Annotated in this window: 19 protein-coding genes; 14 read left to right on the forward strand and 5 right to left on the reverse strand. The window is 70.8% G+C overall.

Annotation, left to right across the window (positions count from 1 at the left end):
• Positions 1 to 39 precede the first annotated feature (39 nt).
• Positions 40 to 4,938 carry an ExeM/NucH family extracellular endonuclease gene (locus Q9R27_RS15450; protein WP_311253291.1) on the forward strand — a complete coding sequence of 1,633 codons (4,899 nt, stop codon included), beginning with the start codon at positions 40 to 42 and terminating at the stop codon, positions 4,936 to 4,938.
• Between the two features lie 58 nt (positions 4,939 to 4,996).
• On the forward strand, positions 4,997 to 5,305 hold the full coding sequence (locus Q9R27_RS15455) for a helix-turn-helix transcriptional regulator (protein ID WP_311253292.1): 309 nt from the start codon (positions 4,997 to 4,999) through the stop codon (positions 5,303 to 5,305).
• On the opposite strand, the gene Q9R27_RS15460 is transcribed toward Q9R27_RS15455, so the two are convergent.
• Genes Q9R27_RS15460 through Q9R27_RS15470 form a run of 3 tightly spaced genes read right to left on the reverse strand, consistent with a single transcriptional unit; the run spans position 5,306 to position 12,083 of the window.
• The gene (locus Q9R27_RS15460; RefSeq protein ID WP_311253293.1) at positions 5,306 to 6,094 is read right to left on the reverse strand and encodes a DNA-formamidopyrimidine glycosylase family protein; all 789 of its coding nucleotides are present in this window, start codon (positions 6,092 to 6,094) and stop codon (positions 5,306 to 5,308) included.
• Positions 6,087 to 10,523: an ATP-dependent helicase gene (locus tag Q9R27_RS15465; RefSeq protein ID WP_311253294.1), complete on the reverse strand. Its 4,437-nt coding sequence runs from the start codon at positions 10,521 to 10,523 to the stop codon at positions 6,087 to 6,089. Before Q9R27_RS15465 ends, Q9R27_RS15460 begins: the two co-directional genes overlap by 8 nt.
• 54 nt (positions 10,524 to 10,577) lie before the next feature.
• Positions 10,578 to 12,083: an amidohydrolase family protein gene (locus Q9R27_RS15470; RefSeq protein ID WP_311253295.1), complete on the reverse strand. Its 1,506-nt coding sequence runs from the start codon at positions 12,081 to 12,083 to the stop codon at positions 10,578 to 10,580.
• Between Q9R27_RS15470 and Q9R27_RS15475 the strand changes: the two genes are divergently transcribed.
• From Q9R27_RS15475 to Q9R27_RS15490, 4 genes are read left to right on the forward strand one after another with little or no spacing between them, the layout of a single operon-like run.
• Positions 12,082 to 13,047: an ABC transporter ATP-binding protein gene (locus tag Q9R27_RS15475; protein ID WP_311253296.1), complete on the forward strand. Its 966-nt coding sequence runs from the start codon at positions 12,082 to 12,084 to the stop codon at positions 13,045 to 13,047. The genes Q9R27_RS15470 and Q9R27_RS15475 overlap by 2 nt on opposite strands.
• A 1-nt stretch (position 13,048) precedes the next feature.
• Complete coding sequence (locus Q9R27_RS15480) at positions 13,049 to 13,837, forward strand: ABC transporter permease (protein WP_311253297.1); 789 nt, start codon at positions 13,049 to 13,051, stop codon at positions 13,835 to 13,837.
• Positions 13,837 to 14,637 (forward strand): ABC transporter permease, encoded by an 801-nt coding sequence (locus Q9R27_RS15485; protein WP_311253298.1) that lies wholly within the window; start codon positions 13,837 to 13,839, stop codon positions 14,635 to 14,637. Before Q9R27_RS15480 ends, Q9R27_RS15485 begins: the two co-directional genes overlap by 1 nt.
• Positions 14,638 to 14,676: 39 nt before the next feature.
• Positions 14,677 to 14,991 (forward strand): hypothetical protein, encoded by a 315-nt coding sequence (locus tag Q9R27_RS15490; protein ID WP_311253299.1) that lies wholly within the window; start codon positions 14,677 to 14,679, stop codon positions 14,989 to 14,991.
• A gap of 10 nt (positions 14,992 to 15,001) precedes the next feature.
• On the opposite strand, the gene Q9R27_RS15495 is transcribed toward Q9R27_RS15490, so the two are convergent.
• Positions 15,002 to 15,520: an N-acetyltransferase family protein gene (locus Q9R27_RS15495; protein WP_311253300.1), complete on the reverse strand. Its 519-nt coding sequence runs from the start codon at positions 15,518 to 15,520 to the stop codon at positions 15,002 to 15,004.
• A gap of 50 nt (positions 15,521 to 15,570) precedes the next feature.
• On the opposite strand from Q9R27_RS15495, the gene Q9R27_RS15500 reads away from it, so the two are divergent.
• The 8 genes from Q9R27_RS15500 to Q9R27_RS15535 all read left to right on the forward strand — a co-directional run bounded on the left by Q9R27_RS15500 (position 15,571) and on the right by Q9R27_RS15535 (position 20,825).
• Positions 15,571 to 16,116, forward strand: coding sequence for a DinB family protein (locus Q9R27_RS15500; protein ID WP_311253301.1), 546 nt, complete (start codon positions 15,571 to 15,573; stop codon positions 16,114 to 16,116).
• Entirely contained in the window at positions 16,113 to 16,307 is a 195-nt protein-coding gene (locus tag Q9R27_RS15505) for a DUF3046 domain-containing protein (protein WP_311253302.1), read from the forward strand. The genes Q9R27_RS15500 and Q9R27_RS15505 overlap by 4 nt, the downstream gene beginning before the upstream one ends.
• A 176-nt stretch (positions 16,308 to 16,483) precedes the next feature.
• On the forward strand, positions 16,484 to 17,515 hold the full coding sequence (recA, locus tag Q9R27_RS15510) for a recombinase RecA (protein WP_311253303.1): 1,032 nt from the start codon (positions 16,484 to 16,486) through the stop codon (positions 17,513 to 17,515).
• A gap of 2 nt (positions 17,516 to 17,517) precedes the next feature.
• The gene (locus tag Q9R27_RS15515; RefSeq protein ID WP_311253304.1) at positions 17,518 to 18,069 is read left to right on the forward strand and encodes a regulatory protein RecX; all 552 of its coding nucleotides are present in this window, start codon (positions 17,518 to 17,520) and stop codon (positions 18,067 to 18,069) included.
• Positions 18,070 to 18,079: 10 nt separating this feature from the next.
• On the forward strand, positions 18,080 to 18,784 hold the full coding sequence (locus Q9R27_RS15520; RefSeq protein ID WP_311253305.1) for a GNAT family N-acetyltransferase: 705 nt from the start codon (positions 18,080 to 18,082) through the stop codon (positions 18,782 to 18,784).
• Between the two features lie 30 nt (positions 18,785 to 18,814).
• Positions 18,815 to 19,675 carry a polyphosphate kinase 2 family protein gene (locus Q9R27_RS15525; protein WP_311253306.1) on the forward strand — a complete coding sequence of 287 codons (861 nt, stop codon included), beginning with the start codon at positions 18,815 to 18,817 and terminating at the stop codon, positions 19,673 to 19,675.
• A complete protein-coding gene (locus tag Q9R27_RS15530) occupies positions 19,672 to 20,448 on the forward strand; it encodes a HipA family kinase (RefSeq protein WP_311253307.1) in 777 nt (258 codons plus the stop codon). The genes Q9R27_RS15525 and Q9R27_RS15530 overlap by 4 nt, the downstream gene beginning before the upstream one ends.
• Entirely contained in the window at positions 20,445 to 20,825 is a 381-nt protein-coding gene (locus Q9R27_RS15535; protein ID WP_311253308.1) for a DUF3037 domain-containing protein, read from the forward strand. The genes Q9R27_RS15530 and Q9R27_RS15535 overlap by 4 nt, the downstream gene beginning before the upstream one ends.
• Before the next feature lie 16 nt (positions 20,826 to 20,841).
• Here Q9R27_RS15535 and Q9R27_RS15540 read toward each other — a convergent pair whose 3' ends face one another.
• Positions 20,842 to 21,585 (reverse strand): sirohydrochlorin chelatase, encoded by a 744-nt coding sequence (locus Q9R27_RS15540; RefSeq protein ID WP_311253309.1) that lies wholly within the window; start codon positions 21,583 to 21,585, stop codon positions 20,842 to 20,844.
• Between the last annotated feature and the right edge of the window lie 36 nt (positions 21,586 to 21,621).

The following is a 21,621-nucleotide window of genomic DNA, read 5'->3' on the forward strand; positions in this document are numbered from 1 at the left end:
CCTGATCGCAACCGTCCGGTCCTTGCCCTGGGAGCCCACATGTCACGCCAGCCCTGGCGCTCGATGACGAAGGTGGCCTCTGCGGCCGCCGCCGTCTGCGCCCTTGCCGTCGCGCCGCTCACGGCCATCGCCACGAGCCCTGCGAGCGCCGCCCCGGCCGGGGACGGCCTGGTCATCAGCGAGGTCTACGGCGGAGGAGGTAACTCCGGCGCCACCTATACCCATGACTTCATCGAGCTCTACAACCCGACCAGCCACGACATCCCGGTCGAGGGATGGTCGGTGCAGTGGCGCAGCGCGTCGGGTTCGTCCGCGGCGACCGGGGTCACGCCGCTCACCGGGAGCGTTCCCGCCGGTGGGCACTACCTGGTCCAGCAGGCGAAGGGCAACGGCGGCACGCAGGCCCTGCCCACCCCGGACGTCACCGGCACGGTGGCCATGGGAGCCAGCAACGGCACCGCGATCCTGGTCAAGGACAGCACCACGGCGATCGACCCCGGCACCGGGTCGGTGGACACGGACCCGGCGATCGTCGACCTGGTCGGCGTGGACAGCAACGTCTGGGAGGGTTCCGGCGCTGCCCCCGCGATGAGCAACACCACCTCGGTCGCGCGTGCCGCCGACGGTGCCGACACCGACAACAACCAGGCGGACTTCAACGCCGGGGCACCCACCCCGGCCAACAGCGGTGGGGGAGACGACGAACCCGACCCGGACCCGGAGCCGGTCACCACCGCGATCGCGGAGATCCAGGGCACGGGCGCCACCACCCCGCTGGCCGGCCAGCGGGTCACCACCCGCGGCGTCGTCACCGCGGCGTACCCGAGTGGCGGCCTCTACGGCTTCTACCTCCAGGAGCCCGGCTCCGGGGGCACCGACCTCGACCTCGCCACGCACACCGCCTCGCAGGGCATCTTCGTCTACCAGGCCCAGTCGGCCGGTCCGGTGAGGGTCGAGCCCGGGGACCACGTCGAGGTCACCGGGACGGCCGGTGAGCACGCCGGCGCCACCCAGGTGACCGTCACGGCTCCTGCCGACATTGCCGTCCTGGCGGAGGAGGCGGCTCCGGTTGTCGCCGTCTCCACCTGGCCGACCAGCCCGGCGCAACGGGAGAGCCTGGAAGGCATGCTCTATCGCCCGGCCGGCGACTTCACGGTGACCGAGACCTACGGCACCAGCAACTACGGAGAGGTCGGCCTGGCCCGCGGCGACACACCGCTGCTCCAGTGGACCCAGGTGGCCCGGCCCGGATCGGCCGAGGCGGATGCGGTCAAGGCGGACAACGCCACGCGCGGCATCGTGCTCGACGACGGCTCCTCGGCGAGCTTCGCGGGCAAGGCCGACCTGACCCCGGCGTACATCTCCAACGACCAACCGGTCCGGGTGGGTGCCCGGGCCACCTTCACCGCCGACGTGATCTTCACCGAAGGTGGATCGCAGTCGGCGCCGACGTACCGGTTCCAGCCACTGGCCCCGGTGGTCGGACCACAGAACGCGACCTCGCCGGCGTCGTTCGAGAACACCCGCACCGATGCCCCCGACGAGGCCCTCCTCAATTCCGAGGGCACGGCGGACATCAAGGTCGCCTCGTTCAACGTGCTCAACTACTTCACCACGCTGGGCGACGAGGACTCCTCGTGCCAGCCGTACGACGGGGAGCGCAACAACGTGCGCACCGGCTGTGACCAGCGCGGTGCCTGGGATGCCGAGGACCTCCAGCGGCAGCAGGCCAAGATCGTCACCGCGATCAACGCCCTCGACGCCGACGTGGTCGCCCTGATGGAGATCGAGAACTCCGCAGCGCTCGGCGAGCCTGCCGACGAGGCCACCACCAGCCTGGTCGATGCCCTCAATGCCGACGCCGGTGGCCAGATCTGGGCCGCGAACCCCTCCTCGGCGGACCTCCCGCCGCTCGCCCAGCAGGACGTGATCACCAACGCGATCATCTACCGCCGCGACGCAGTGACGCGCACCGGCGCGGCACACGCACTGGGTGACCAGAGCGCCTCGGGCCAGGCGTTCGGCAATGCCCGGGAGCCGATTGCGCAGGCCTTCACCGCCGTCGACGGCGGCGAGCCGTTCCTGGTCGTCGTCAACCACTTCAAGTCCAAGGGGTCGGCCGGGCCGTTCCCCGGCGACGCCGACACCGGGGACGGCCAGGGCGCCTCGAACGCCTCGCGGGTGAAGCAGGCCGAGGCCCTGCGCGACTGGCTGCCGGGCGTCGAGGCCGAGACCGGCGCGGAGGCCGTGCTGCTCACCGGCGACTTCAACTCCTATGCAATGGAGGACCCGCTCCAGGTTCTGGCCGACGCGGGCTATGTGAACGTCGAGCAGCACTTCGGCCTGGACAAGTGGTCCTACAACTTCTCCGGCCTCTCCGGTTCGCTGGACCACATCCTGGCCAACGAGGCGGCGCTGGAGCGAGCCACCGGCGCCGACATCTGGAACATCAACGGGGGCGAGTCCGTCGCCCTGGAATACAGCCGATGGAACTACTGGGCCACCGACTTCCACGACGACGGCCCGTTCCGCTCCTCCGACCATGACCCGGTCATCGTCGGGCTGACAGCCGGCGCGCCGGCCGAGGACGAGGAGGCGCGGATCAACCTGCTCTCGGTCAACGACTTCCACGGCCGGATCAACGGCAACACCGTCAAGTGGGCCGGGACCATCGAGCAACTGCGGGCGGACGCCGGGGAGGAGAACACCCTGCTGATCGGGGCCGGCGACCTGGTCGGCGCCTCGGAGTTCGCCTCGTCGATCGCCGATGACCAACCGACCATCGATGTCCTCAACACGCTGGGCATGGTCACCTCGGCGGTGGGCAACCACGAGTTCGACAAGGGGTCCGCCGACCTGCGCGACCGGATCATCGGGGACACCGGCGACCCCAACGCCCAGTGGGACTACCTCGGCGCCAACGTCTATCACAAGGGCACCAGCGATCCGGCCCTGCAGGAATACGCACTCTTCGAGGTCGACGGCCTGGTCGTCGGCGTGATCGGTGTGGTCACCGTCGAGACCCCCGACCTGGTCTCACCGGACGGGGTCGCCGACCTCGACTTCGGCGATGCCACCGAGGCGGTCAACAGGGTTGCCGCCCAACTCACCGACGGCGACGAGGCGAACGGCGAGGCCGACGTGATCGTGGCCAACCTGCACGCCGGCGCCGCCAAGGGTGTCGACTCCGACTATCCGAGCGAGGTGGCCAAGGGCGGGGAGTTCGCCGCGATGGCCGACCTCGACCCTGCCGTGGACGTGATCCTCAACGCCCACACCCACCAGGTCTATGCTTGGCAGGCTCCCGTCTCCGGGGAGAGCGGCGCCACCCGACCGCTCCTGCAGACCGGCGAGTACGGCGCCAACATCGGACAGGTCGAGCTCACGGTGGACCGGGACACCGGCGAGGTCACCTCCTCGACGGTGCGCAACGTGCCCCGGAGCACTGCCGAGGACGAGGACCTGATCGCCTCCTATCCGCGGCTCGCCGAGGTCAAGGCGATCGTCGACGCCGCGATGGCGCAGGCAGCAGAGATCGGCAACCAGCCGATCGCGGAGATCACCGCGGATATCACCACCGCGCACCTCGGCGGCGTACGCGACGACCGGGCCTCGGAGTCGACGCTCGGCGAACTGGTGGCCAACGCCTTCCGCGACGGGCTGCCGGAGGGGATGCACGCCGACCTCGGCATCGTCAACGCAGGAGGCGGACTCCGCGCCGAGTTGCTGTACGCCGGCGACACCACGGAGAACCCGGCCAACACCGACGGCGTGGTCACCTATGCCGAGGCGAACGCAATCCTGCCGTTCGTCAACAACATGTCCCTGGTGGAGATGACCGGCGCCGACATCAAGCAGGTCCTGGAGCAGCAGTGGGACCCGAACCGGGGCCGCGTGGAACTGAACCTCGGCCTCTCCGACAACGTCACGGTGACCACCGACCCGTCCCAGCCGCTGCACCAGCGGATCACCTCGGTGCTCATCGACGGCAAGCCACTGGACCCGGACCGGACCTACACGGTCTCGACCGTCTCGTTCCTGGCTGCCGGTGGCGACTCCTTCACCGGGTTCACCAACGGGACCTCACGTGACACCGGCCTGGTCGACCGGGACCTGTGGATCTCCTACCTGGAGGCCAACTCGCCGCTGTCGCCCGACTTCGCCCGGCAGCAGGTCCAGGCGCCCGGCATGCCCGAGCAGGTCGAGGCGGGTGACGAGGTCGCCTTCGAGCTCAACAAGCTGGACCTGACCTCGCTGGGCAGCCCGACCAACACCGAGGTGGAGGTCTTCCTCCTCCCCGGGCAGGGCGAGCCGATCGAGATGGGCACCTTCGCGGTGACCGAAGGCAGCGCAGTCATCCAGTTCACCGCTCCCGCGGACCTGGCCGGTCCGGCCACGATCACCGCAGTGGCGAGCCCGTCCGGCACCGTCGTCGGGTTGCCCTTGCCCGGGACGGGCGGGGAGCCGGGCCTGAGCGAGTCGGACCTGACCGATGCCAACCGTGGCGGGGTCCGTGCCCCGGAGACGGCTTCACCGGGCCACCGGATGGAACTGGTGGTCGGAGTCGAGTACGCCGGCCAGCAGGTGGAGGTCCTCTTCTTCTCCGACCCGGTCTCCGCCGGGGTGCACCGCGCCCGGGCAGACGGGACCGTCACCGTGATGGTGCCGACCGGACTGGCACTGGGCGCCCACAAGGTCGCCGTGGTGGACCTGGATGGGGCGCTGATCGGCTGGGACGACATCACCCTGGTCCCGGCTAGCAGCGACGACGGCGGCAACGGGACTGGCGGCAGTGGCAGCGGGTCCGGTGGGACCGGGGCCGGTGGAGACATCCCCGGTGTCGGTGGACCGCCCCTGGCAGCGCTGTGGACCGGCGCGCTGTTCCTGATCCTGGGGATGGTGCTGGCGTTGCGCTTCCGTCGCCGCGTCGCGCCCTGAGGGCGGGAAGAAACAGCGAGCAGGTAGCGTTGTCCCATCAACTCAAGGAGGACGCGCCATGGTGCTGTTTCGTCGACTGCTCGGTGAGGTGCTCCGCACCCAGCGGATGCGTCGTGGCCTGACCCTGCGCGAGGTCTCCGCAGAGGCCCGGGTCAGCCTGGGCTACATCTCCGAGATCGAGCGCGGACAGAAGGAAGCCTCCTCCGAACTCCTGGCTTCGCTGTGCAACGCGCTCGAGGTGCCGCTCTCCGAGGTGCTCCGCGAGGTCAGCCACGCGGTGGCCGTCGAGGAACGCGCCCTCCAGGTGGCCGCGACCCCGATCCCGGTCGCCTCCCGCACGGAAGGCGTGGTCGCCTCCGCCGCCTGATCACCCACGCTCGGGCTGGCAGGCAGGACACCACCAGGTCGTCCGCTCCTGCCCGGCGGGTCCCAGCCCTCCGGTCTCGATCGGGGTCCCGCAGCGCCGGCACGGTTCACCCGTACGCCGATAGACCCAGTGCTGCAGGCCGCGCCGGGTGTTGCCGGTGGTGGTCTGCTGGCGACGATCACGGTTGGCCGCCAACATCGTCTGCGCCCGTGCGACCAGGTGGGGCAGCGTGGTCACCGAACCGACCGGCGCCTGCGGGCGGATGCCGGCCACGAAGCAGAGTTCGTTGAGGTAGAGGTTGCCGACCCCGGCCAGGTTGCGCTGGTCCAGCAACGCCTCGCCGATGGTCCGCCCCGGATCGGAGGAGAGGCGGCGTACGGCCTCGTCCGGTTCCCAGTCGTCGCCGAGCAGGTCGGGGCCCAGGTGCCCGACCACGGACTGTTCTTGGTTGGTCGCCACCACCTCCACGGTGCGGAGCGCGAAGCCCACCGCGATCCAGCGCGGCGTACGCAGCACCACCCGGGCTTCGTCGACGGGACGACGCCACCGGGTCTCGGCGCGGTAGAGGTGCCAGGCCCCCTCCATGCCCAGGTGGGTGTGGAGGGTGGTGTCGTCCCCGATCCGGGTGAGCAGGTGCTTGCCGCGCGACACGGTCGCCCGGACCATCTGCCCACGCAGGTCGACCGTGGCCAGGGTGGGCACCCGGAAGTCGCTCAGGGTGATGCGGGCGCCGCTGAGCGCCTTGTCCAGGGCGCGTGCCGTGCGCCAGACGGTGTCACCCTCAGGCACGGATCCTCAGTCCCTTCGTGGTGGCCACGAACCCGGCCCGGTGCAGGGCCTCGCGCAGCGGGGAATCGGCGCGCCCGAGCAACGGGGTGCCGTTGGCCTTCTCCACGGTCAGGCGCCCCAGGGCGCCCCGCCGTACCGCATCGGCCAGCGCCGTCGCGGCGCAGGCCAGCACCTCTTCCTCGGCGGCGAAGGTGAGCAGGGTCCGTCCGCCACGCTCGACATAGAGGGCCAGGGAGCCGTTGACCAGCACCACCATCGCCCCGGCCTTGCGTCCGGGGCGGTGGCCGGTCCCTTCCGGTTGTTCCGGCCAGGCCAGGGCTGCACCGAACGGGTTCGCCGGGTCGGTCGCGGCCAGGGCGAGCGCGACGGGCTTGTCCGCAACTGTCTCGACGTGGGTGCGCAGGCGATCCACAGCGCCCGCGGTGCCGAACTGGGCGGCGCCGAGGCCGGCCACGAAGTAGCCGCGTCGGCAGTGCCCGGACTCCTCGAACGCGCTGAGGACCTTGTAGACAGCGGCGAATCCGCCCGGCGTCCGCTCGGCCACCACGGCGCCGCGGGTGAGGACGCCGTGGCGCTCCAGCAGTGCCTCGGCCGCGGCGTGGGCGCGCCGCGTCGGGTCCAGGTCGAGGTCGGGCAGCATCGACCACCGGCCCGCGGTCTGCGGCGGCCCGGTGCGGCTGGGCAACCGGGCCCGTCCGGTACGCCGGGTGCGGTGGCTGGTGGGTCCACTCGCGGTCAGGGTGCGCAACGGGGCCAGGGTGTCGTTGGTGACCAGGCCGGCCCAGGCCAGGTCCCACAGGGCATTCGACAGGGCCGCATCGTCGGTGGAGCCGATCATCGTGGACAACTGCCGGAAGAACCACGCCCCACCGGAGGACAACGCGTCCAGGAGGGACCGGTGGAGGGCGTCGGGTGCGAAGGCGGACGGGTCCGGCAGCGTCAGCGCGGCCGACTCCGCAGGGTGCAGCGACACCCACCCGTCAGTGCCGGGCAGGGAGCCGTGCCCGGCCCACACCACCTCACCCGATGCGGTCAATTCGTCCAGCATGGACGGCTCATAGTCGGCGACCCGGGCGGCCAGGACCAGTGGTTCCAGCGCCGAGGCGGGCACCGGGCAGCCGGCCAACTGGTCGATCACCCCCAGGAGTCCGTCCAGGCCCCGGGCCGACCCACCGAGGCCCTGCCACGGGGGCAGGAACCGGCCGAGCACCTCGGGATCGACCGGCTCGACCTCCTTGCGGAGCCGGGCCAGGGAGCGGCGTCGCAGTCGGCGCAGCACTTCCGCATCGCACCACTCCTCACCCGTCGGGGCGCCCGGGCGGAACTCCCCGTCCAGGACCCGGCCGCTGGCGGACAGGCGCACCAGCACCTGGCGCACCACCGCCACCCCGACGCCCAGCCGTGCGGCGACCTCGGCAGTGGTGAAGGGGCCATGCGTGCGCGCGAACCGGGCGACCAGGTCACCCAGCGGATCCTCGACCGGCTCGGTGAACGCGTCCGGCGTGCCCGGGGGCACCGGCACACCGAGGCCGTCACGCAGGCGCGCCACGTCCTCGATCGCCGCCCAGTGCTCGACGCCACCGATCCGCACCGGCACCACCCGGCGGGCGTCGACCAGGGCGGCGATCCACTCCGCCGATGCATCGCCCTGGCAACGCTCGGCGATCTCATCGCTGGTCAACGGGCCCAGCAACCGGACCAGGTCGGCCACCCCCTCGGCGTCGCGGGCGTGGCGCGTGGGGACCAGGCGCTGCAACTCGGCCTCGACCTCGGCCAGCACGTCGGGGTCGAGAAGTTCGCGCAACTCCGCGCGGCCGAGCAGTTCGGCCAGCAGGCCCTGGTCCAGGCTGAGCGCCGCCGCGCGCCGCTCCGCGATGGGGGAGTCGCCCTCGTAGACGAACTGGGCGACATAGCCGAAGAGCAGGCTGCGGGCGTACGGCGAGGGCTGCTGCGTGGCCACGTCGACCACGCGCACCCGGCGCTGCTCGATCCCGGCCAGGACCTCGACCAGACCGGGCAGGTCGTACACGTCCTGGAGCACCTCGCGCACCGCCTCGAGGATGATCGGGAAGGAGGGATATTTCGCGGCCACCTCGAGCAACTGGGCCGAGCGCTGTCGCTGCTGCCACAGTGGGGAACGTCGCCCGGGGTCACGGCGCGGCAGCAGCAGTGCGCGGGCAGCGCACTCACGGAAACGGCTCGCGAAGAGCGCCGACCCTCCGACCTCGCGGGTGACCACTTCCTCGATCTCGGCGGTCTCGAAGACGACCACCTCGCCGGTGGGCGGCTCGGCGTCGGTGTCCGGGATCCGCAGCACGATCCCGTCGTCGGAGGCGACCGCGGATGCCTCGGTGCCGTAGCGCTCACGCAGCCGCGCATTGATCGCCAGCGCCCAGGGCGCGTGCACCGGGGTGCCCCACGGGGAATGGACCACGAGGCGCCAGTCACCCAGTTCGTCGCGGAACCGTTCGACCAGGATCGTGGTGTCACTGGGCACCACCCCGCACGCCTCGACCTGCTCGGCCAGGTGGTCCACCAGGTTGCCGGCCGCGTAGTCGTCGAGCCCGGCCGCCCGCGCGGTGGCGATCGCGGTGTCCCGCCGTTGCCGCGCCACCTGGCGAGTCCACGCCCCGATAGCGCCACCCAGTTCCGCAGGTCGTCCGAGGGTGTCGCCCTTCCAGAACGGCAACCGTCCCGGCACTCCCGGCGCCGGGGTGACCAGGACCCGGTCATGGGTGATGTCCTCGATGCGCCAACTGGTCGCGCCGAGGGCGAAGACGTCACCGACCCGTGACTCGTAGACCATCTCCTCGTCGAGCTCGCCGACCCGGTTGCTGCCCCGGCCCGCGTCGCCGACCAGGTAGACGCCGAAGAGTCCCCGGTCCGGGATGGTGCCGCCACTGGTCACCGCCAGCCGCTGGGCGCCGGGGCGGCCGGTGATGGTGCCGGCGACCCGGTCCCACACGATCCGGGGTCGCAGTTCGGCGAACTCGTCGCTGGGATAGCGACCGGAGAGCAGGTCGAGGGTCGCGTCGTACGCACTGCGCGGCAGGTGCGCGAAGGAAGCGGTACGCCGGGCCAGGGCGAACAACTCGTCGACGTCCCACGGCTCCAGCGCCGTGGCGGCGACGACCTGCTGGGCCAGTACGTCGAGGGGGTTGCTGGGGATGCGCAGCGACTCGATCTCGCCGCTGCGCATCCGCTGCACGGTCACCGCGGTCTGGGCCAGGTCCCCACGGTGCTTGGGGAAGAGGACGCCCCGGGAGACCTCGCCGACCTGGTGGCCGGCCCGGCCGACCCGCTGCAGGGCGCTGGCCACGCTCGGCGGTGACTCGATCTGCACGACCAGGTCGACCGCACCCATGTCGATGCCGAGCTCAAGGCTGCTGGTGGCCACCACGGCCGGCAACCGGCCGCGCTTGAGGTCGTCCTCGATCGCGGCCCGTTGCTCGCGGGCCACCGAACCGTGGTGGGCGCGGGCGATCACCACGGGCGTCTCGGAGTCGCCGGTGGCGATCTCGTTGAGCCGGGCGGTGAGTCGCTCGGCCAGGCGGCGGGAGTTGGCGAAGACGATGGTCGAGCGGTGCTGGGTGATCAACTCCGCGACCCGTTCCTCCACGTGTGGCCAGATCGACGAGCGTCGCGGTCCGGCTGCGGCCGGACCCTCGAAGTCGTCGTCGAGCACCTCGCCGATCGCAGCCATGTCCTCGACCGGGACGACCACCGACAGGTCCCACGCCTTCTCCGCGGCCGGGGCGACCACCTCGACCGGACGGGAACCAGCGAGGTAGCGCGCGACCTCCTCGGTGGGCCGGACGGTGGCGGAGAGGCCGATCCGCTGCGCCGGTGCGTCGAGGAGTGCGTCGAGGCGCTCCAGGGTCAACGCCAGGTGCGCACCCCGCTTGGTCCCGGCCACGGCATGCACCTCGTCCACGATCACCGTCTCCACGCCACGCAGCGACTCGCGGGCCTGGGAGGTGAGCATCAGGAAGAGCGACTCCGGCGTGGTGATCATGATGTCCGGGGGAGTGGTCGCCAGCCGGCGCCGCTCGGCGGCCGGGGTGTCGCCGGAGCGCACCCCGACAGTGACCTCGCGGGTCGGCGTACCGAGGCGCTCGGCGGTGTGGCGGATCCCGGCCAGGGGAGCCCGCAGGTTCCGCTCCACGTCGACCGCGAGCGCCTTCAGCGGGGAGATGTAGAGCACCCGGCACCGCCGGGCAGCAGCGACGGGATCAGGGGTGAGCAGCCGGTCGATCGACCACAGGAAGGCCGACAGGGTCTTGCCCGACCCGGTGGGTGCGACCACCAGCGAGTGGCGCCCGGCGCCGATCGATGCCCAGGCCCCTTGCTGGGCCGGCGTGGGCGCTGCGAACGCAGCCGTGAACCACTCCCGGGTGGGTCCACTGAACTGCTCCAGCGCGTCGGCCATTGCCCCATCCTCCACCATGGCACCGACAGATGCCCGGGCGCAGGCGCGGCGACCTCACTCCCACAACGGAGCGATCAACCGCCCAGCGACATAGGTGGCGGCGACCTGCATCGCTCGCAGGTGGGCACTGTTCGAGGCGGAGTCGCCCAGGTCGAGCAGGGGGTCGTTGTCCAGCACCACCAGGTCGCCCGGGTGGCCCGCAGCAACCGTGCCCCAGCCGTCGGTCGAGGCCGCCAGTGCCTCCCGCACGGTCAGCGACTCGGCGGGGTTCCACGGATCACGCTCATCACCGCTGCGGTGCACCGCAGCCGCCATCGCCAGCCACGGGTCCAGTGGCGCCACCGGCGCGTCCGAGCCCAGCGCGAGCCGGACCCCGGCGTCGTGCATCGAGCGCAGGTTGAAGCACCGGTCCATCCGGTCGGGCCAGCAATACTCCGTCACGTCGCGGTCGTCGAGCAGGTGCGCCGGCTGCACCGAGGCACGCAGCCCCGAGGCGGCCAGGCGGGCGATGTCACTGGTGCGGATCAGTTGCAGGTGCTCGATCGAGCCACCGGCGCCGGTGGCGGCGAAGGCGTCGAGGGCAGCGCTGGCCGCGGCGTCCCCGATCGCGTGCACGGCTGCTTCGAGGCCGTGGGCGTGGGCACGGGCGAGCAGCGCCTCGAGTTCGGCCTGCTCCTGGTTGGGATAGCCGCGCGGGAACTCGAACCCGTGGGAGTCGGCGTACGGCTCACAACACCACGCGGTCCGGGTGTTCAGCGACCCGTCCGAGATCACCTTCACCGGCCCCATCACGGCCAGGTCGGTGCCGGGTATCGGGTCGCCGGTGCGCAGGCCTGCGGCGATCACCGCGTCCAGCCCGGCGGCATAGGTCGCCATCCGGATCCGCAGCAGGTCCGCGCCGTCGGCCCAGCGCTCGGCCCATTCGGTGGCCCCGCCGGTGAACTCGAAGTCGACCAGGCCGACGACACCGCGGGTGGCCGCCTCGGCCTCGACCCAGCGGTAGGCGGCCGGCGTTGCTTCCTGGCCGACCAGGGCCTCCAGGCGGGGATAGGCGTCGAACCATTCGGCCTCGCGGACCACGTCGTCGCGCTCGGCGAGGCCCAGGCCACGCAGCGCCACCGAGTTGAGCCAGGCGTGGTGTGCGTCCCCGGAGATCAGCACGATCGGGGCGGTCTGCGAGATCGCATCCAGTTCGGCGACCGTCCCGTCGCGCTCCCAGGTCGCGGAGCGGTGCCCGAACGCGATCAGGGGCGAGTCGGGCGACTGGGCCATCCGCTCGCGGACGAAGTACGTCGCCTCCTCCGGGGAGCGGGTGGTGGACAGGTCGAGCCGGGTGGAGGTCATCGCCACCTGGCCCAGGTGGACGTGCTGGTCCCACAGGCCCGGGATGATCCAGCGGCCGTCGGCATCGAAGCAGCGCATGTCGGCGGATTGGGCGATGTCCGGGGCGACCGCGGTGACCCTGCCGCCCTCGACCAGGACGTCGTACGGATGCGCGGGTGGGGCCTCGCCGGGAGCCAGCGGCACCGGGAAGACATTGCGGATGAGCAGTGGTTCCATGCGGGTGAGACTAGTCTCGGGTCCCGTGAGTGACGCGATGATCCATGCCGCCGGCCTGCGCAAGTCCTTCGGCGGCTTCGAGGCGGTGCGTGGCATCGATGTCGACGTACGCCGTGGCGAGGCGTTCGGCTTCCTCGGCCCCAACGGCGCCGGCAAGTCGTCCACGATGCGGATGATCGCCGCCGTCTCGCCGACCAGCGGTGGCACCCTGCAGATCCTGGGCATGGATCCGGCCACCGACGGGCCGGCGATCCGGGCCCGGATCGGGGTCTGTCCCCAGGAGGACACGCTCGACAACGAACTGAACGTGCGCGACAACCTGTACATCTATGGCCGTTACTTCGGCATCCCCCGCAAGGTGGTCAACGAGCGGGTCGACGAACTGCTCGAGTTCGCGATGCTCACCGAGAAGGCCACGGCGAAGGTCGATGAGCTCTCCGGCGGGATGAAGCGGCGGCTGACGATTGCCCGTTCGCTGGTCAACCGGCCCGAGTTGCTGCTCCTCGACGAGCCGACCACCGGGCTGGATCCGCAGGCGCGCCACGTGCTGTGGGACCAGCTCTACCGGCTCAAGCATGCCGGGGTGACCCTGGTGATCACCACCCACTACATGGACGAGGCCGAGCAACTGTGCGACCGGCTGGTGGTGATGGACAAGGGCGTCATCGCGGCCGAGGGGTCACCGGCCGAACTGATCGCCGCGCACTCCACGCGCGAGGTCGCCGAGCTCCGCTTCGTGGTGGGCAGCGAGGCGGGTACGCCGGAGGAGATCGCGACCCGGGTGGGTGACCTCGCCACCCGGGTCGAGGCGCTCCCGGACCGGCTGCTGCTCTACACCGACGACGGCGACGAGGTGCTCGCCCGGGTCCACGAGCGGGGCCTGCGCCCGGTGGCCACCCTGGTCCGTCGCTCCACCCTGGAGGACGTCTTCCTGCGCCTGACCGGCCGATCGCTGGTGGACTGAGATGGCCCTGACGATTGCGGAGGGCATCGGGCGCCAGGTCGACTACTGGTGGACGGTGCACAAGCGGACCTGGCGCGGCAGCATCGTCTCCTCGTTCGGCTCGCCGCTGCTCTACGTGCTGGGCATGGGCGTGCTGCTGGGCGGGTTCATCGAGGGTGACCCGGCCCGGCTGGAGGGAGCCACGTCGTACCTGGCCTTCATCGTCCCGGGCCTGGTCGCCGCCCATGCCATGCAACTGGCGGTGGGGGAGACCACCTATCCGGTGATGGGCGGGATCAAGTGGCACCGCACCTACCACGCCCAGATGGCGACCCCACTGGACCCGCGCGACATCGTCAATGCGCACCTGGTCTTCGTGCTGGCCCGGGTCGCCTCGGCCTGCGCGGTCTTCATGGTGGTGCTGGCGCCGTTCGGGGTCTTCGAGTCGTGGTGGGGCCCGTTCCTGGCCTGGGCCGCCCAGGTGCTGGTCGGGATGTCCTTCGCCGCGATCGTCTTCGCGCTCAGTGCCCGGATGGAGTCCGAGCAGGGATTCGGGCTGGTCTTCCGGATCGGGGTGATCCCGCTGACGCTCTTCTCCGGCGCCTTCTTCCCGATCACCAACCTCGGCGACGTGCTGGCCTGGGTGGCGCGGTTCACCCCGCTGTGGCACGGGGTGGACCTGTCGCGGATGTTCTGCCTGGACACCGTCGACTGGGCGATGGCGCTGGTGCACGTGGCGGTGCTGGTGGCGGTGACCGTCCTGGGCTGGTGGCTGGCGATCACCGGGCTGACGAAGCGGTTGGTGGGCTGATGGCGAACACTCCTGCTCCCGTGCCGCCGCTGAGCCCGGCGGGCGCCGTCGCGATGATCACCTACCGCAATTACACGACGTACAAGCGGTTCTGGAAGCTCTTCCTGACCGGCTTCCTGGAGCCGGTCTTCTACCTCTTCTCGATCGGGATCGGCGTCGGCCAGTTGATCGAGGCGTTCGAGTTCAACGGGCAACAGATCCCGTACGCCGACTTCGTGGCGCCCGGCATGCTCGCCGCCAGTGCGTTCAACGGGGCGCTGCTCGACTCGACGTACAACGTCTTCTTCAAGCTCAAGTACGACAAGCTCTACGACCAGATGCTGGCCACGCCGCTGACCACCGCCGACGTGGCCCGCGGGGAGATCCTCTGGGGCCAGTTGCGCGGCGCAGCCTATGCGGCTGCCTTCCTGCTGGTGATGGTCGCGATGGGGATGGTCCACTCCTGGTGGGCGGTGCTGGCGCTGCCGGCGGCGCTGCTGATCGGGTTCGCGTTCAGCGCGGTGTGCATAGGGCTGACGACGTACATGACGTCCTTCCAGGACTTCGACAAGATCACCCTGGTCCAGTTGCCGATGTTCCTCTTCTCGGCGACCTTCTTCCCGATCACCGCCTACGGGAATGCCGCAGTGCGCTGGGTCGTTGAGGCGACGCCGCTGTATCGAGGCGTGGTGCTCTGCCGGGAACTGACCACCGGGGCGCTCTCCTGGGCGAGTGCGGTCTCGGTCGCCTACCTGGTGGTGATGGGGCTGCTCGGGTTGCTGCTGGTCCGGCGTCGCCTGGACAAGTTGCTGCTGACCTGACCCGGAGTCGGCTGGGCGGCGCTGGGTACCGTTGGCGCCATGAGCCTCCCTGACGCACAGAGCCTGCCCACCGCCCCCATCGCCGCCGCCGGACTGGTGGGTGGCTACCTGGTCGCCCGGACCACCGGCGTACGACCGCTGGGCGGGGTGGTCCTCGCCGGGGCGGGGCTGCTGGCCGGACGTACCTGGCTGGCCAAGGGCGGAGCGGCAACGACCGCCGCGCTCTCGGCGGTCTACCTCGGTGGTTTCGGCGCCTCGCACCCGCTGGCGAAGAAGATCGGGGCCTGGCCAGCCGTGCTCGGTGCCGCCGCGGCGTCGGCTGCTGCCTCGCACGTGCTCGCCGACCGGCGCTGAACAGTCCCGTTCAGGGCAGGGACGGCAACATCTTCTGGTACCACGCCACGTCGATCCACTGGTCGAACTTCCAGCCGACCTCGCGCAACTGGCCGGTCTTCTCGAAGCCACAGGCCAGGTGGAGCCGCTCGCTGGCCGGGTTCGGCAGGGCGACCAGCGCGACAGCGGTGTGTACGCCGGAGAACGCCATCGTCTCCAGCAGCGCGGGATAGAGCATCTTGCCCACCCCCTGCCCACGGACCGACTCGTCCAGGTAGATCGAGGTCTCCCGGGTGAGGTCATAGGCCGGCCGGGGCCGGTAGGACCACGAGTACGCATAGCCGACGACCCGGTCATCGGCGTCCACGGCCACGATCAGGTGGTCGCCGGGGTGGTCGCCCTCGAGGCGGGCACGCCAGTGGTCGAGGTCGGGTGGCTCGAGGTCGAAGGTGGAGTGCGAGTTGTCCACGGCGTACGAATAGATGGCTGCGATGTCGGCCAGGTCGCGTTCGGTGGCGGAGCGGGTCGAATAGTCAGCCATGTGGGTCATGATCGCACCTCGGCGCTCTCGCCCCCGGCGCCGTGGTTCACTATGTGGCCGTGGGAGCGAACGAGATCGAACCGGAGACCAAGGACTGGACCTGGGTGATCGACCGGGCCTGCGACGACTGCGGGTTCGACGGTCCCGGTACGCCGCCCGGCGAGGTGGCCAGCGGAGTGCGGGCCAACGCGGAGCAGTGGCGCACCGTGCTCAAGGGTCCCGACGTGGCCCGGCGACCCGCTCCCGGTGTGTGGTCACCCCTCGAGTACGCCTGCCACGTGCGCGACGTCAACCGGCTCTTCGCCGAGCGCGTCGCCCTGATGCTGGAGCGGGTCGATCCCGAACTCGCGGCCTGGGACCAGGACCACGCCGCGATCGAGGGTGAGTACGCCGCCAGCGACCCTGGCGAGGTGGCCACCGAGTTGCTTGCCGCGGCCGGCACCGTGGCCGCGGCCTATGACGCGGTCGCCGACCATGGCGACGGCCCGGCTGCCTGGCAGCGCACCGGACGCCGCTCGGACGGGTCGCGGTTCACGGTCGACTCGATCGCGCGCTACCACCTGCACGACCTGGTCCACCATGCCTGGGATGCGCACCCGCGATGAGGCACACGGAGTTCTGGCAGCGGATGGACGCCGCGCTTGGGTCGGGCTACGCGCGCTCGTGGGCCGAGCAACACACCGTGCCCGGGCTCGGCTCCCGCACCGTCGAGGAGGCGCTGGCTGCGGGGGAGGAGCCGCGGCTGGTGTGGCGTGCGGTGTGGCAGGAGCTGGGACTGCCCGCGCGGGATCGGTGAAATCGTTCCGCGTGTCGCGGGCTGATCGAACACATGTTCGCCTAGGCTGATCCCGTCGGCCGGGGTTCTCCACAACCCTGAAGGTGGTCGGCACCCAACTGTCGGTGGTCCCCCCTAGCGTCAGTGATGACGCAGGACACCAACATCGACCCGACCCTGAGAAGGACGTGAAGCACATGGCTGGAGATCGTGGCAAGGCGCTGGACGTAGCGCTGGCCAACATTGAGAAGCAGTTCGGCAAGGGGTCGGTGATGCGCCTCGGCGACGAGACCCGTGCCCCCCTGGAGGTGATCCCGACCGGGTCGATCGCCCTCGACGTGGCGCTGGGCCTGGGCGGACTGCCCCGGGGCCGCGTGGTCGAGATCTATGGCCCGGAGTCCTCGGGCAAGACGACCGTCGCCCTCCATGCGGTGGCCAATGCCCAGGCCGCGGGCGGCATCGTCGCCTTCATCGACGCGGAGCACGCGCTGGACCCCGAATACGCCAGGAACCTCGGCGTCGACACCGATGCCCTGCTCGTCTCCCAGCCCGACTCCGGGGAGCAGGCGCTGGAGATCGCCGACATGCTGGTCCGTTCCGGTGCCCTGGACCTGATCGTGATCGACTCCGTCGCCGCACTGGTCCCGCGCGCCGAGATCGAGGGCGAGATGGGCGACAGCCATGTCGGCCTCCAAGCCCGCCTGATGAGCCAGGCACTGCGGAAGATGACCGGTGCCTTGAACAGCTCCAACACCACCGCGATCTTCATCAACCAGCTGCGGGAGAAGATCGGCGTGATGTTCGGTTCGCCCGAGACGACCACCGGTGGCCGGGCGCTGAAGTTCTACTCCTCGGTGCGCCTGGACGTGCGCCGGATCGAGACCCTCAAGGACGGCACCGACATGGTCGGCAACCGGACCCGGGTCAAGGTCGTGAAGAACAAGGTCGCGCCGCCGTTCAAGCAGGCCGAGTTCGACATCATGTACGGCAAGGGCATCTCCCGCGAGGGTGGCCTGATCGACGTCGGTGTCGAGGCGGGCCTGGTCCGCAAGGCCGGTGCCTGGTACACCTACGAGGGCGACCAGCTCGGACAGGGCAAGGAGAACGCCCGCAACTTCCTGCGTGACAACCCCGACCTGGCCAACGAGCTGGAGAAGAAGATCCTGGAGAAGCTCGGGGTGGTGCCGACCGTCGACGCGCCGGCAGAGCCCACCAACGTCGACTTCTGAGCATGGCCGACGGATGGCGCGGTGACGTCTCGGTCGGGGTGGACGCATGGACGCGTTCCGCCCCGCCCGAGCCGGAACCGGAGCCAGAAGCAGACCAGGAGTCCGTGGCCCGCAAGATCCTGCTCGACCAGCTGACCGGGCAGGCGCGCTCACGCAAGGAACTGGCCGACAAGCTGGCCGGCAAGAACGTCCCGACCGAGCTGGCGACCGCCTTGCTGGACCGCTTCGAGGAGGTCGGGCTGATCGACGACGCCGCCTTCGCCAGGGCCTGGATTGCCTCGCGCCAGCCCGGCAAGGGGCTCGCGAGGCGGGCGCTCGCCCAGGAGTTGCGCCGCAAGGGGATCGATGACGAGGTCGCCCGTGAGGCGCTCGACGAGATCGACCCCGACGACGAGGAGGCCGCGGCTCGCGCGCTGGTGCGCAAGAAGCTGCGAACGATGTCCTCCCTGGCCCCTGAGGTGGCCACGCGGCGACTGGTGGGGATGCTTGCCCGCAAGGGATATCCGCCCGGCGTCGCCTTCGCCGTGGTCCGCGACGAACTCGAGGCCGTCTAGTCTGGCTCCCATGTCGACGCCGGTCATCGTGCGCCATGGGGAGCGGGAGCTCTCCGGTGTCGCGCGGGCCGGGGAGGCCTGGGGCCGGGCGGCGAGCCGGATCGCCACCACCGTGGCGGGGGAGCCGTTCGCGGTGGACCTCTCCGGTGCCGAGAAGGTCTTCGCCGTCGATCCCGACCAGCGGCTCACCCTGCGCCCGATGACCCGCGGCGACCTGCCGGATGTCTCACGGTGGCGCAGCGCGGACCACGTCGCACGCTGGTGGGCCGATGACGGGGATCCCGACCTGGACTCGGTGACGGCCGCCTACGGTCCCCACCTGGACGGTCGTACGCCGACCCGGATGTGGGTGGTGGAGATGAACGGCCGCTCCATCGGGTTCGTCCAGGACTACCGGATCCGCGACTATCCGGAGTTCGCCCTGCTCGCCGGGGAGCCGGATGCGATCGGCCTCGACTACGCGATCGGCGAACCGGCCTGGATCGGCCGCGGGATCGGCGTACGGATGCTGTGGGAGTGGTTCGGGCGGACCCGGAAGCGCTTCCCCGAGGCCTCCTGCTTCTTCGCGGCACCCGACCACCGCAACACTGCCTCGCTCAGGGCGCTGGCCAAGGCCGGCTTCACCGAGGGGGTCTGGTTCGACGAACCCGGCAACGACGGCAGCACTGCCACCGTGGTCGGTTGCTCCCTGGACGTCGGACGCGTCGTCGGCTGAGCCGTCGACACGCCCTTTAGGGTGGTCGCCATGGGCAAGACAAAGGGCTCCTTCACCGACCTGCTCCGCCTGCCGCCGGGCCCGGTCGACCTGGCCGCGATCGCCACCGACGGCACGCCCGGCTTCGACGGCGACAAGGATGACGGGAACGACGCCCTGGCTGATCTCGCCGAGCCCCTCTCCGACCTCCAGGAGCGGCTCTTCGCCGAGCGCACCACCGGCTCGACACGGCGTGTGCTGCTGGTGCTGCAGGGGATGGACACCGCCGGCAAGGGCGGGGTGATCCGCTCCGCGGTCGCCCTGGTCGACCCACAGGGGGTGAGGATCACCTCGTTCAAGGCGCCGACCGAGGAGGAACTCGCCCACGACTTCCTGTGGCGCATCGCCAAGGCTGTGCCCGAGCCCGGCTACCTCGGTGTCTTCGACCGCTCACACTACGAGGACGTGTTGATCGGGCGGGTGCGCGAGCTCGCCGACGCGGACGAGATCGAGCGGCGCTACGGGGCGATCAACGACTTCGAGGCCGACCTGGTCGCCGACGGTGTCCTGGTCATCAAGTGCATGCTGCACATCAGCGCCGAGGAGCAGAAGGAGCGCCTCCTGGCCCGCCTCGACGACGAGGAGAAGCACTGGAAGTTCAACCCCGGCGACATCGACGAGCGCGAGTTGTGGCCCGCCTACCAGGAGGCCTACCGGATCGCCGTGGAGCGGACCAACACCGATCACGCCCCGTGGTACGTCGTCCCCTCGGACCGCAAGTGGTATCGCAACATGGCCATTGCGCACCTGTTGCTCGAGGCGTTCGAGTCGATGGACCTGGGCTGGCCGAAGGCCGACTTCGACGTGGCCGGGCAACGGGCACGCCTGGTCGAGGAGGACCCGATCCCGTGATCGAGACAGTGCAGGTCACCCGCTATGTGACGCCACTGCGCGAGGGCGGATCGCTGCCCGGGATCGTCGAGGCCAGCGACCTGGGCACCTACGTGTGCAAGTTCCGCGGCGCCGGGCAGGGGTTGCGGGTCCTGGTCGCGGAGGTCATCGTCAGCCGCCTCGCCGAACTGATCGGCCTGCGCACCCCGCGACTGGTCGGGCTCGAACTCAGTGAGGAGATCGCCCGCTACGAGGCCGACGAGGAGGTGCAGGACCTGCTCCGGGCCAGCCTCGGCCTCAACCTCGGCGTCGACTTCCTGCCGGGCTCCTTCGGCTATGACACCGAGGTCGCCACCGGGGGAGTGGGCGCCGAGTGCGCGAAGATCCTCTGGCTCGATGCCTTCACCGCGAACGTGGACCGGAGCTGGCGCAACCCGAACCTGCTGGTGTGGCACGACGAGTTGTGGGTGATCGACCACGGCGCCTCGCTCTACTTCCACCACGCGTGGGGCGGCGGCATCACCGATCCACAGCGGTTCGCCCGCCAACCGTGGGACGCCAGCGACCACGTCCTGGGTGCGCACGTTGACGGGTTGGGCGCCGCGGACGCCGAGATCTCCGCGCTCCTCGACGAAGCGGCCTTCGCCACGATCCTGGCCGACGTGCCCGACGCGTGGCTGGAGCCCGTGCCCGGTGCCGACGACGCCGACGCGGTCCGTGCGGCGTACGTCGCGTTCCTGACGGCCCGGCTCGGCACGCGCCAGTGGCTGCCCGGCGGGGCGGAGCGAGCATGAGCGCGCTCGCCTATCAGTACGTCGTGCTGCGCTGCGTGCCGCGCGTGGAACGCGAGGAGTTCGTCAACGTCGGGGTCGTCCTCTACTGCCAGGGTGCCGACTTCCTCGACGTCGGCTGGCAGGTGGACCAGGCGCGCCTGCTCGCCCTGTTCCCGCACCTCGACGTGGACCGGGTCCGGGCCAGCCTCGAGTTCGTGGCAGGCGTCTGTGCCGGCGACCCGAGCGCTGGCGCGGCTGCGGCGGCGCCGATTGGCACCCGATTCGGGTTCCTCAAGGCGCCACGCAGCACCGTGATCCAGCCCGGCCCGGTGCACGGCGGGGTGACCGGCGACCCGGCCCGGCAACTCGAGCGGCTGGTCAGTCAGTTCCTGGGTTGAACCGTCCTGGGGCTGATCAGACCGGGACCAGTTCGACCGCACCGACCGCATAGCGCGCCAGCACCGTCCGGGCCAGGGTCGGGTGGGCCCCCAGCGGGTCGGAGACGGCAACCGCGCCAGCCTCCAGCGCCAGTTCTGCGGCCCGGTCCGGCAGGAAGCCGGGCGCCAGGAAGAACGAGGCAACCGCGATGTGGCGACGTCCCTCGGAGCGGAAGGCACGGACCGCCTCGCCGGTGGCCGGCGGCGTGGAGGCCGCGAAGGCTGCCTTCACCGGCAACTTGTGGTGGGTGCCCCACAGGCGTGCGAGCCGGGCCACGGCCTGGTTGGCCAGCGGGTCCGAGGAGCCGGCAGCGGCCAGGACCAGGGCGTCGAGCTCGCGGACCCGGGCGGTCTTGAGCGCTTCGCGCAGCCGCAGGTCGAGGACCTCGAGGAAGGCGGGCTCCAGCCCCAGGATCTCGGTCGCCCGGATCTGCAGGCCCTCGTGCTTGGCGACCTGCTCGGCCACGGCCGAGGGCACGTCCACCTTGGCGTGGTAGGCATCGCTGAGCAGCAGCGGGACCACCACGATCTCGTCGTACCCGGCCTTGACCAGCTTGGTCACCACGCTGCCGAACGACGGCTTGGCGAGCTCGAGGAATGCCGTCTCGATGCGCAGGTCGGGCCGCAACTTGCGGACCTCGCCGACCAGGGCCTTCACGGTCTCGGGGGAGCGGGAGTCCCGGCTTCCGTGGGCGAGGGCAATCAGAGCAGGAGCAGTCATGGTTTTACTGCCTCCCTTCGCGATCGGTGTTACTGG

It is taken from the genome of Nocardioides sp. AE5, assembly GCF_031844485.1.
Taxonomy (GTDB): Bacteria; Actinomycetota; Actinomycetes; order Propionibacteriales; family Nocardioidaceae; genus Nocardioides.

Excerpts from the sequence above, each read along its gene's own strand:
- Q9R27_RS15450 (WP_311253291.1), top strand. The coding sequence starts at position 40 with ATGTCACGCCAGCCCTGGCGCTCGATGACGAAGGTGGCCTCTGCGGCC.
- Q9R27_RS15455 (WP_311253292.1), top strand. The coding sequence starts at position 4,997 with ATGGTGCTGTTTCGTCGACTGCTCGGTGAGGTGCTCCGCACCCAGCGG.
- Q9R27_RS15465 (WP_311253294.1), bottom strand. The coding sequence starts at position 10,523 with ATGGCCGACGCGCTGGAGCAGTTCAGTGGACCCACCCGGGAGTGGTTC.
- Q9R27_RS15475 (WP_311253296.1), top strand. The coding sequence starts at position 12,082 with ATGCGGGTGAGACTAGTCTCGGGTCCCGTGAGTGACGCGATGATCCAT.
- Q9R27_RS15470 (WP_311253295.1), bottom strand. The coding sequence starts at position 12,083 with ATGGAACCACTGCTCATCCGCAATGTCTTCCCGGTGCCGCTGGCTCCC.
- Q9R27_RS15480 (WP_311253297.1), top strand. The coding sequence starts at position 13,049 with ATGGCCCTGACGATTGCGGAGGGCATCGGGCGCCAGGTCGACTACTGG.
- Q9R27_RS15485 (WP_311253298.1), top strand. The coding sequence starts at position 13,837 with ATGGCGAACACTCCTGCTCCCGTGCCGCCGCTGAGCCCGGCGGGCGCC.
- Q9R27_RS15490 (WP_311253299.1), top strand. The coding sequence starts at position 14,677 with ATGAGCCTCCCTGACGCACAGAGCCTGCCCACCGCCCCCATCGCCGCC.
- Q9R27_RS15495 (WP_311253300.1), bottom strand. The coding sequence starts at position 15,520 with ATGACCCACATGGCTGACTATTCGACCCGCTCCGCCACCGAACGCGAC.
- Q9R27_RS15505 (WP_311253302.1), top strand. The coding sequence starts at position 16,113 with ATGAGGCACACGGAGTTCTGGCAGCGGATGGACGCCGCGCTTGGGTCG.
- recA (WP_311253303.1), top strand. The coding sequence starts at position 16,484 with ATGGCTGGAGATCGTGGCAAGGCGCTGGACGTAGCGCTGGCCAACATT.
- Q9R27_RS15515 (WP_311253304.1), top strand. The coding sequence starts at position 17,518 with ATGGCCGACGGATGGCGCGGTGACGTCTCGGTCGGGGTGGACGCATGG.
- Q9R27_RS15520 (WP_311253305.1), top strand. The coding sequence starts at position 18,080 with ATGTCGACGCCGGTCATCGTGCGCCATGGGGAGCGGGAGCTCTCCGGT.
- Q9R27_RS15525 (WP_311253306.1), top strand. The coding sequence starts at position 18,815 with ATGGGCAAGACAAAGGGCTCCTTCACCGACCTGCTCCGCCTGCCGCCG.
- Q9R27_RS15535 (WP_311253308.1), top strand. The coding sequence starts at position 20,445 with ATGAGCGCGCTCGCCTATCAGTACGTCGTGCTGCGCTGCGTGCCGCGC.
- Q9R27_RS15540 (WP_311253309.1), bottom strand. The coding sequence starts at position 21,585 with ATGACTGCTCCTGCTCTGATTGCCCTCGCCCACGGAAGCCGGGACTCC.